The 9,742-nt window shown below is 65.3% G+C and carries 9 protein-coding genes; 2 read left to right on the forward strand and 7 right to left on the reverse strand.

Annotation, left to right across the window (positions count from 1 at the left end):
- The first annotated feature begins 41 nt into the window (after positions 1–41).
- The gene (locus RH950_RS04740) at positions 42–2,075 is read left to right on the forward strand and encodes a 4Fe-4S binding protein (RefSeq protein ID WP_350054210.1); all 2,034 of its coding nucleotides are present in this window, start codon (positions 42–44) and stop codon (positions 2,073–2,075) included.
- A gap of 36 nt (positions 2,076–2,111) precedes the next feature.
- Here RH950_RS04740 and RH950_RS04745 read toward each other — a convergent pair whose 3' ends face one another.
- The 4 genes from RH950_RS04745 to RH950_RS04760 are packed head-to-tail and all read right to left on the reverse strand — an operon-like array spanning position 2,112 to position 4,439.
- A complete protein-coding gene (locus RH950_RS04745) occupies positions 2,112–2,399 on the reverse strand; it encodes a hypothetical protein (RefSeq protein WP_350054212.1) in 288 nt (95 codons plus the stop codon).
- 7 nt (positions 2,400–2,406) lie between these two features.
- Positions 2,407–2,613, reverse strand: coding sequence for a DUF6494 family protein (locus tag RH950_RS04750; RefSeq protein ID WP_350054214.1), 207 nt, complete (start codon positions 2,611–2,613; stop codon positions 2,407–2,409).
- A 28-nt stretch (positions 2,614–2,641) separates the two neighbouring features.
- Entirely contained in the window at positions 2,642–3,673 is a 1,032-nt protein-coding gene (locus RH950_RS04755; protein ID WP_350054216.1) for a DUF6352 family protein, read from the reverse strand.
- A 13-nt stretch (positions 3,674–3,686) separates the two neighbouring features.
- The gene (locus RH950_RS04760) at positions 3,687–4,439 is read right to left on the reverse strand and encodes a biotin/lipoate--protein ligase family protein (protein ID WP_350054218.1); all 753 of its coding nucleotides are present in this window, start codon (positions 4,437–4,439) and stop codon (positions 3,687–3,689) included.
- A gap of 137 nt (positions 4,440–4,576) precedes the next feature.
- Here RH950_RS04760 and RH950_RS04765 point away from each other — a divergent pair, with 137 nt between their 5' ends.
- On the forward strand, positions 4,577–6,772 hold the full coding sequence (locus RH950_RS04765) for a tetratricopeptide repeat protein (protein WP_350054220.1): 2,196 nt from the start codon (positions 4,577–4,579) through the stop codon (positions 6,770–6,772).
- On the opposite strand, the gene RH950_RS04770 is transcribed toward RH950_RS04765, so the two are convergent.
- The 3 genes from RH950_RS04770 to RH950_RS04780 all read right to left on the reverse strand — a co-directional run bounded on the left by RH950_RS04770 (position 6,747) and on the right by RH950_RS04780 (position 9,481).
- Entirely contained in the window at positions 6,747–7,289 is a 543-nt protein-coding gene (locus RH950_RS04770; RefSeq protein ID WP_350054222.1) for a hypothetical protein, read from the reverse strand. The two genes, RH950_RS04765 and RH950_RS04770, sit on opposite strands and share 26 nt — an antisense overlap.
- A 132-nt stretch (positions 7,290–7,421) precedes the next feature.
- Positions 7,422–8,897 carry a D-glycero-beta-D-manno-heptose-7-phosphate kinase gene (gene rfaE1, locus RH950_RS04775; RefSeq protein WP_350054224.1) on the reverse strand — a complete coding sequence of 492 codons (1,476 nt, stop codon included), beginning with the start codon at positions 8,895–8,897 and terminating at the stop codon, positions 7,422–7,424.
- Positions 8,897–9,481 (reverse strand): D-sedoheptulose 7-phosphate isomerase, encoded by a 585-nt coding sequence (locus tag RH950_RS04780; RefSeq protein ID WP_350054226.1) that lies wholly within the window; start codon positions 9,479–9,481, stop codon positions 8,897–8,899. The genes rfaE1 and RH950_RS04780 overlap by 1 nt, the downstream gene beginning before the upstream one ends.
- Positions 9,482–9,742 lie beyond the last annotated feature (261 nt).

The following is a 9,742-nucleotide window of genomic DNA, read 5'->3' on the forward strand; positions in this document are numbered from 1 at the left end:
GAAAAGACCCAACAAAAATGGGCGTTTAGGAGAGAGAAATAATGGCCACCGAAAACGGGCGGCTGCTGGTCTGCAACTGCAATCAGACCATGCCCTTGGATTCCGCTACCGGCGCGCTTGCGCAAGGCGATGGGGCACCCTTCATCCATTCCGCCCTCTGCCGATCCCAGCTCGGAAATTTTCGCGATGCGGTAGCCGCAGGCGGTCCCCTGACCGTCTGCTGCACCCAGGAAGCGCCGCTGTTCGGGGAAATCGGCCAGGAAGGCGGACTGGATGAGGAGGCGCTGACCTTCGTCAATATCCGCGAGCGGGCCGGCTGGTCCGAGGAGGCGGCGAAGGCCGGACCGAAGATCGCGGCGCTGATCGCGGAGGCCTCTGTCGCAGGCGCACCGACGACGCAGGTGTCTTTGTCCTCGGACGGGATCTGCCTGGTTTACGGCAAGGACCAATCAGCCCTGGACGCTGCGCGACAGCTTGCCGCCCGGCTCGACGTCACCCTGCTGCTGAAGGAAAGTGCCGGCATCGTGCCGCCGGCGCTGATGGATGTGCCGGTCTTCCATGGCCGGATCACCCGTTCTGCGGGACATCTCGGCGCCTTCGAGATCAGTGTCGACGATTACGCCCCCGCCAATCCGGCAAGCCGGGACGCCTTTTCCTTCGACCGGCCGCGGAACGGTGCGGTCTCGAAATGCGATCTGATTCTTGACCTGACCGGGGAGACGCCGCTTTTCACCGGACACGACAAACGGGACGGATATTTCCGCCCCGATCCGGGCGACCCGGTGGCCGTGCAGAAGGCCCTGTTCGAGCTATCGGACATGGTCGGCGAGTTCGCAAAGCCGCGCTATGTGGATTTCAAGCCAGACCTCTGCGCCCATTCCCGCAGCCGCAAGACCGGCTGTTCGCGCTGCATCGACGTCTGTCCGGCAGGCGCAATCAGTTCGGATGGCGACGTTGTCGCCTTCGATCCCTATATCTGCGGCGGCTGCGGCGCGTGCAATTCCGTCTGCCCGACCGGCGCGGCGCATTATGCCTTCCCGCAGACGACAACCCTGATCGAGCGGCTGTCCGTGCTGATGCAGAGCTACGCCGATGCCGGCGGCCGCGATGCCGCGCTCTTCGTGCATGATCCCGCCGACGGCGCCGCGATGATCGATATGGCGGCCCGGTTCGGGCGCGGCCTGCCCGCTCACGTGATCCCGTTCGCGGTGACGCAGGTGACCCAGATCGGTCTGGATTTCCTGGCGGCCGCCTTCGCCTTCGGCGTCGGCCGGGTGGTGCTGCACGCACATCCGCGCAAGCAAGAGGAAATCGGCGGGCTGGCCGGCCAGATCGGACTTGCCGAAACCGTCCTGACCGGGCTCGGTTTTGACAGCGGCCGGGTGGAACTGCTGATCGAGTCCGATCCGGACGCGGTCGAATCCCGGCTCTGGTCGATGGAGCGGTCGTCCGGTGTCAGCCCGCGTTTCTTCCTGCCGCTCGGCAGCAAGCGGGAGATCATGGACACCGCCCTCGCCCAGCTCAGGCTGGCCGCGCCGACCCCGGTTGACAGAATTGCGCTGCCGCCCGGCGCGCCCTACGGCGCGGTGATTGTCGATGTCGAGGCCTGCACCCTCTGCCTCGCCTGTGTCAGTGCCTGCCCGGCCAGCGCCCTGCTCGACAACCCGGAATCGCCGCAGCTTTCCTTCGTCGAAAGCAGTTGCGTGCAATGCGGTCTGTGCCGGAACACCTGCCCGGAAAGCGCCATCACCCTGGAGCCACGGATCAACTTCCTGACCGCCGCGAAATCACCGGTGGTGATGAAGGAAGAGGAACCCTTCCACTGTGTCCGCTGCAACAAGCCGTTCGCGGCGAAAAGCACGATCGACCGGATCGTCAAGACCCTGGCGGAGAAACACTCGATGTTCGCGACACCGGAAGCCGCCCAACGCCTGCAGATGTGTGAGGATTGCCGGGTGGTGGACCAGTTCGAAGCAGCCGACAACCCGATGGGTGGCGGCGCCCGCCCGATGGTCCGCACGACGCAGGATTATACCGACGGCACCGTGTCGGACGATGACGAAAGCATCCACTGAGCCGGCAACCGGCGCGCAGGGAACCGGGCGGCGGCGTCAGCCGCCGAACCGGTCCTGGCACATGGCGGCGGCACGTTGTCTGAACAGGGTGTGCTTGACGTCATCAATGACGCCATCGGCCAGCATCCGGTCGACAGAACCGTAGCGCTCCGACAGGCAGGCCGCCAGTTCGGGGGTGGCCGGCGTCTCTGGTGCGGCGCGGCCACCCGCGAGGGTTCTGAGATCCGCGCGGTGGAAATAGACGAGCATGGACACGGCGACGACCAGGACCAGCCCCGCGACCAGACGGGCCCGCCGGCTGTCGATGAAGGGCTCGGCAGCCATTGCGGACCTATTCGGTCTCGATCGTGCCGTCGATGGTGACCTCGAGACCCGCAGCCGGGATCGAAAGCACCACCTTGGCTTCCGCTGCAGCGCCGGGCTTCAGCGCGCCACTCTGCATCGCAGCCCGGATCGCGGTCTCGATCTCGCGCTGGCTGGTCACGCCGACCTTCTTCAGGAACTTGCGGACGCTCATGTTGAAAATATCTTCGTTCATTTCTTCCTCCTGTTAGACGCTCCGTCCCTCATACGGGTACGGCGAGCGGCAGATTCACAAGCAGGTTCTGCGGCTTCATCCGCAGAACGCCTTTCGCGTCCTGGGCCAGACCGAGATAGACCGGACGCCCCGCGATATCCGCCCGCATGGCTTCCGGCTGCCTGAACTCGAGCCGGAACAGGGCGATCAGGTTGACGAGGGTCTCCTGATCCACCTCCTCACCCTTGTAGAGCGCGTTCAGGATGCCGGTCGAGGTCGCATCGAGGCCGACATGCCAGACCCAGCGCTCGTCCGTGATGCTGCGCACCGGGGCCACGGAGACCTCGACGCCGAGGAAATGGGCGGCCCAGCTTTCCAGAACCCGGCACAGCGCATCCAGTCCGGGGCGGGTGAAGGTGAGATCGAGCACGGTGTCGAACCGGTCGCTGCGGTCCCAGTAAATCGCCGCATTCTCCTCGGTCAGCACATCAAGCTCGACGGAGCGCAGCGGCGTGTCGTTCTCGGCGATCAGGCGCTCCAGAGAACTCTGTCCCTGTCCCGCCGCGTGCATGTCCACGATCTCCTCGTCGGCGCACATCACGGTCCCGTCCTGCAGCGTCACCCGCTGGCTGCGAAACAGCAGCTCGGCGGCGCGCACCCGGATCGGGTCGGTCACGCCCTGCAGCATGTTGCGGGCGACGACATGGGCGATCTGGTCGAGAAACAGCGGCGGAATGGAGACGTCGCCGGACAGGAAGGTCGAGAGATAGAAGGCTTCGAGACTGTCCGCCGCCAGCAGGGCATCGCGAAAACCGAGCACGATCTGGTAGTTTTCCCGGCCGTCCTGATCCCTGAAGGCACTGAGCTCCACGTCGCTCACCGGGCGGCGGGGATCCTCCAGCAGGGCCGCGTGCAGGCTGCGCTCCGTGGCGCAGGATTCCGGTACCGGCGCCACTTCGGGCCTGGCAAAAACCGCGCGCAGGAAATCATCCGTGACCGCAAGCCGGCCATCCACCGTCCGGTCGAGCAACACATGGCCGGAGGTTACCCAGAAGTCCCGCGATTGATCGATCACTGTCATCTGTCTATCCGCTTCAATCGAAGGACCAGGTTGGCGTGCGCAACACATCAGTCAACGGCACCAGTGGTGTTTTCGTATCGCCGAGCACAAGGCCGCCTTTCTCGTCGAGGCCGAGAAGCGTGCCTTTCCAGTGTCCGCCGCCGAACCGGAGGTCCACCGGCTCTCCGCGTTTTGCCGCACGCGGCAGCCAGTTATCCGCGATCGGCCGCAGCCCGTCGGAGACATACCGGTTGGACCAGAGCAGGAAATGCCGCGAAAAGCTTTCAAGCAGCCCGCCGGTCGTCAGATCGCCACAGCCTTCGTCGAACAGGGTGGTGCGCTGGCGGGTCATGCCGGGCTCCGGCGCATTCTCCCGCGGCGTCATGGCCACATGGGCGGCAAGCACGGCCCATTCCGGCACGGGATCCCCGGCCAGATTGTCCCAGGCAGCCGGATCGACCGTCAGGGTGATGCCGCCCGCCAGGCCGCCATTCACCATCAGCCTGTCAGGCCAGCCGAACATGACCTCGACCTGCGGCGGAACCTGTGCGCCGAGACAGTCTCCGAGCGCCACCATCGCCACATGAACAGAGGCGAGACATTCCGAAAGCGGTTGCTCCGGTGCCAGCACGATGGCGCAGGACATCATGTCGGCGCTGTCGAGCCAGTACAGGGTCGCCGGGTCGGCGTCATTTCGCGCTGCCTCTGCCGCCAGCGCCGCGACGTGGCCCCCCTCGTCAATCCGGTGAGGCCGGTATATCGGCGGAAAAATCAGCTCTTCTTGCATGTTTCACTCCCTCGCCGCGAAACCTACCATGGTCATCCGCTCTGTCATGGGGAATCGCCATCTGCAGGCGCACATGATAAGCGATTCAAGGACCTTAGGCGCAGCGGGGCGCTGGTGACGGAAAAGGAGACAACGGCGTGCAGATTCGCGGAATGCTGATCGCTGCACACGGTCTGCACCAGGCCGGGCGAATCGCCGAGGCCGTGACCGGGTATCGCCGCGTGCTCTGCGCGGCACCTGCCGAAGCAGACAGCTGGCACCTTCTCGGAACCGCGATGCTGCAGGCCGGCCGGCCGGGACCGGCCATCTCCGGGATCGGGCGGGCGCTGACCGCCGTCCCTGAACGGCATGATTTCCGGCTCAATCTCGGCTTTGCCCTGATCGATTCCGGAGCGGCCGGCAAGGCAGTTTCCGTTCTGGCCGATGCGGCCGGCAGCCTGTCCGGCAGCCCCGCTTTCTGGAGCGCCTTTTCCTCGGCGAAGAAGCAGGCCGGCGATCCGCAGGGAGCGGGTGCCGCATTGAAACGGGCAAGCCTCCTGGCGCCGGGCGACTTTACCCCGCTCTACAATCTTGCCCTCGGCGTGCAGGAGCAGGGCCGGAACGCGGAGGCCCTGCCTTTGTATGATCGGGCCATCACCCTTCAGGCGTCCTCTCACACACCTTTCGCCAACCGCGCCCAGGCATACCGCGCGCTTGACCGAACGGCGAACGCGGCCCGGGACTTCAAGCGCGCCCTGATCCTCAGCCCGGCGCTCGCCGATCTGCTGAACGATCTCGGCATCGTCGTGCTCCGGGCGGCAAAGGACAGCGCGCAGGCCATCGCGCTCTACCGCTACGCCCTCGCCGCCGCGCCGGAAAAAGCCGAAATCATGCGCAACCTGGCAAGCGCCCAGCTGGGTGCCGGGCGCTACGAGACCGCGCTCGATACCTACAGGGACGCAGCCGAACGCTTTCCGCAGGAACCCGCCTTCGCGGTCCGCCGGGCCTTCGCCCTGCCTGTTATTCCCAGGGATGTGCGGCAGATCGACGCCGCGCGGGAGAAGATCGCCGCCTTCCTGGACTCTCCGGAGGCGGAACGGATCACGCTCAAGGACCCGCTCACCGAAATCGGCGCCGCCAATTTCTATCTCGTCTATCACGGCCGCAACGACCGGGATCTGGCGGAAGGCATCAGCCGTTTCTACCGGCGCACCTGCCCGATGCTGAATTTCACCGCCCCGCACGTCGATGACGGGCCGCCGCCCGCGAGCCGCAAAATTCGCCTCGGAATCTGCTCGACCCACCTTGCCGGCCATACAATCGGGGCGGTGTTCGGCGATCTGGTGACGGGGATCGACCGGGCGCGGTTCGCGCTCACGCTGCTGCGCCCTGCCGGCCTGCGGGACGCGGCGGCGGCGGCGATCGCGGCCGGGTTCGACGCGGTCGTGGAATTGCCGGCGGATATCGGCCAGGCGGCGGAGCTGGCAAGCGCCTGCCGCCTCGATGCGCTGCTCTATACCGATATCGGCATGGAGCCGTTCACCTATTTCCTCGCCCACACGCGGCTGGCGCCGGTGCAATGGGTCACCTGGGGCCACCCGGTGACCACCGGCATCGACACCATCGACGCCTATCTCTCGCCGGACTGTTTCGAGCCCGACGGTGCGGAGGCGCATTATTCGGAACGTCTGGTGCGCAGTCCGAGCATTCCGATGAATTACCGGGACGAGCCCGCGCCGCCGGCCGGCGCAAAATCCGATTTCGGCCTGCCGGACGACCGGCCGCTTTATCTCTGCCCGCAAAACCTGTTCAAGCTGCATCCGGAATTCGACCACTGGCTCGGCGCCATTCTTGCCGCCGATCCGAACGGCATCGTCGGCCTGATCGAGGGCGCGAACAGTGCGTGGACCGAGCGGGTGAAGACCCGGCTTGCCAGGGTGCTCGGCTCCGGGATGGAGCGGGTCCGGTTCGTGCCGTTCCTGCCGAAGGACAGGTACATGCGCCTGCTCGGTGCCGCCGAGGTCATGCTGGATCCGATCCATTTCGGCGGCAGCAACACCACGCTCGGTGGATTTGCCGCCGGCACGCCCGCGATCACCTGGCCGAGCGGCTTCATGCGCGGGCGCATGACCACGGGGCTCTACCGGACGATGGGCATCGAGGACTGCATCGCGTCAGGACGGGATGACTATGCGGCCAAGGCCACGGAAATCGCCAACGATCCGGCGATACGGGCGGACATCGTCGCCCGTATCCGGGCCGCCCGCCCGAGTGTCGTCGGGACGGCGGGCGCGGCCCGGGATCTCGGGAACCTGCTTGCAGACGCTGTCAGCTCGCGGAACGGTTCGCGATGAAGACGGCTTTGCCCGCTTCCATGTCGTAGCGCAGCCGCGGCTCGTTCTCCAGCGGCCGCCCGGTGACCCGCACGAAGCAGGCCTGGGCCGGGTAGTCGATCGCGTGAATGGCCCGCACATCGTACAGGCCGGCCTGCCCCGGCGCGAGCCGGTAGGTCTTCACATGCTCGATCTTCACGTCGCCGTCGCCATCGCCGCCATCGGCCCGGCTGAACTCGCTCATGTCGGTATATTCCTTGGCCTGGCCGTAGATGGCCCAGGAGGTGCCATGGTCGTGCGGCGGCGAGGCATGCGGCTTGTCGTTCACATGGGCCAGCACCACGAATTCCAGCTCATCGTCGCGATAGAGCTCGGTCACGCCGACCGGGGCGTCCGCACCGCAACAGGATTCGACAAAATCCTCGTTCGTCAGCAGCTTTTCGAGGTTCTTGCGAACCGCTTCCCTGCCTGCGGGACTGTTGTCGCGCGCCAAGACGTCATGACTGTCGCGACAGAATTCTTCCAGACCGTATGCCATCCGGGTTCTCCCTATGATTTTTTTTGGCGTCCCCGGAACGGTTCCGGGCGGAACCGGGGAGCGCAATCAGATTTGGCATTCTTGCTCCGATAGGCGTGAAGAGCAACGGGTCGGATCAGAATTTCGCCGGATCTACCGGCCTGCATTCATCCGGGCGATGGTCGCCGTCGTGCTGTGGCCGTCCTCAAGTCCGGCGAGCACCACTTTTCCGCCGTAGGACTGGACAAATTCCGCCCCGACTACGGTTGCGACCGTATAGTCGGCGCCCTTCACCAGCACGTCCGGCCGGATCAACTCGATCAGGTCCTGCGGCGTGTCCTCGCTGAAAATCGCGACCCCGTCCACGGATGCAAGAGACGCCAGCACCGCGGCGCGTGCGGCCTCCGACTGCACCGGACGGGTCGGCCCTTTCAGGCGCGCGACGGAGGCATCGCTGTTCAGACCGACGATCAACCGGTCGCAGGCGGCCTTGGCCTGACGCATCAGGGAGATATGCCCCGGATGCAGCAGGTCGAAACAGCCGTTGGTAAAGCCCACCTTCAGGCCCTGCCGGCGCCACTCCTCGGCCCGCTTGGCGATCATCTCGGCCGACGCGACCTTGACCTCGCCCTGCAGCAGGTCATGGGCGCGGAACGCGGCCGCGAGTTCGGAAGCATAGGCCACCGCGGTTCCCATCTTGCCGACGACAATCCCGGCGGCGACATTCGCCAGTTCGATGCCCTCGGCCACGGGCAGCCCCCGCCCGAGGCAGGCAGCCAGAACCGCCACCACGGTATCCCCTGCACCCGAGACGTCGAAGACTTCCCGCGCCACCGCCTCGAAATGCAGCGGCGCGACATCGGGACCGCCGGAGACATAGGTCATGCCATCCTGGCTCCGGGTGACGAGCACGGCACCGATCCCGGCGCTCTCGATGATATGCCGGGCAGCGGCGACGATTTCCTCTGTCGATCCGACCGGCATGCCGCTCGCCTCGGACAGCTCCCGCCTGTTCGGCGTGATGGCCGTGGCGCCGCGATACCGCGTGTAATCCGTGCCTTTCGGGTCAACGATGATGGGCCGGCCCTTTTCCCGGGCCGCCGAAATCAGCGCGCCCAGAACGGAATCCGTCAGCAGGCCCTTGCCATAGTCGGACAATACCAGGGCCGACGACTGCTCGAGGTCGGCAACCGCCCGGGACACCAGATCCTCTTCGAGCCCAGCATCGATCGCGTGCACGTTTTCCTGGTCCGCCCGCAGCAGCTGGTGCGCGCCGGCAACATAGCGGATCTTGATCGTCGTCTCGCGGCCTGGAACCGTCAGCAGATGGCTTTCCACCCCCGGCTCCCCTGCCACCAGGCCGGTCAGCTCCCGTCCGGCAGCGTCGCGTCCGATCACCGAAACAAAGCAGGCCTCGGCGCCAAGGGCGACAAGATTGCGCACCACGTTTCCCGCCCCGCCAAGCATCGCGATCTCGCGCTCGATCCGCAGCACCGGGACCGGTGCTTCAGGCGAAATCCGGTCGACCGAGCCATAGACGAACCGGTCGAGCATGGCGTCGCCGACACAGAGCAGGCGCACCCCGGAGAGGGATTCGACTTTGGCGGCAAGATCTGAATCGTGCGTCATTACGCCTCCACGAGGCCAAGCTGGATCTCGATGGCGCCGCAAAGCGCCTGGCCAATGGTAATATGCATTTCCTGGATCCGGGCCGCCGCCTCATGCGGCACCATGATCAACGGGTCCGCAAGACCGACCATATCGCCTCCAGTACGGCCGGTCAGCCCGGCCGCGACAAGGCCCTTTTCCCGCGCCATCTTCAGGCCCGCGATGACATTCGGCGAACGCCCGGAGGTCGAGATGCCGATGGCGACATCCCCCGGTCGCCCGAGTGCCTCGATCTGCCGGGCGAAAAGCCGGTCAAATCCGAGATCGTTACCCGCCGCCGTCAGCGCGGAACCGTCAGTCGTCAGCGCGATGGCCGCAATGGCGGGCCGATCCTTGATGTAGCGAACCGTGAGTTCGGTGGCGAGATGCTGCGCATCCGAGGCGCTGCCGCCATTTCCAAAAAACAGGATCTTGCCGCCGCCCTGCAGGGCGGTCACACAGCTTTCGGTGAGGGACGCGAACGGGCCTGCAAGTGTTGCCCGCACGGCCGCCGCAACTTCCAGATGCTCGGTCAACTCGCTTTCAAAGAAGGCGATCAGGTTCATGTTGTCTCGAACTCCGGTTCGGCAGGTTGCACCCATTCATGCAGGGAAACATACGTGGCCCGCGGGCAGGATCGGTCCGCGCCTCTGGATATCCGATGACGGCGCCGGTCTGTTATCCCAAATGCCGCATTCCGCATCAAGCGAACCTCTGATTCGATATATCAAAAAAAAATAGATCGCTTTTTATGCATTTTTTGGCCATAGTTATTAGCGTATCCCTAGTACATTGTGATACAACGAATAATGTCACAGAATGAGACA

It is taken from the genome of Nisaea sp. (assembly GCF_040217065.1).
In the GTDB taxonomy this organism is placed as follows: Bacteria; Pseudomonadota; Alphaproteobacteria; order Thalassobaculales; family Thalassobaculaceae; genus Nisaea.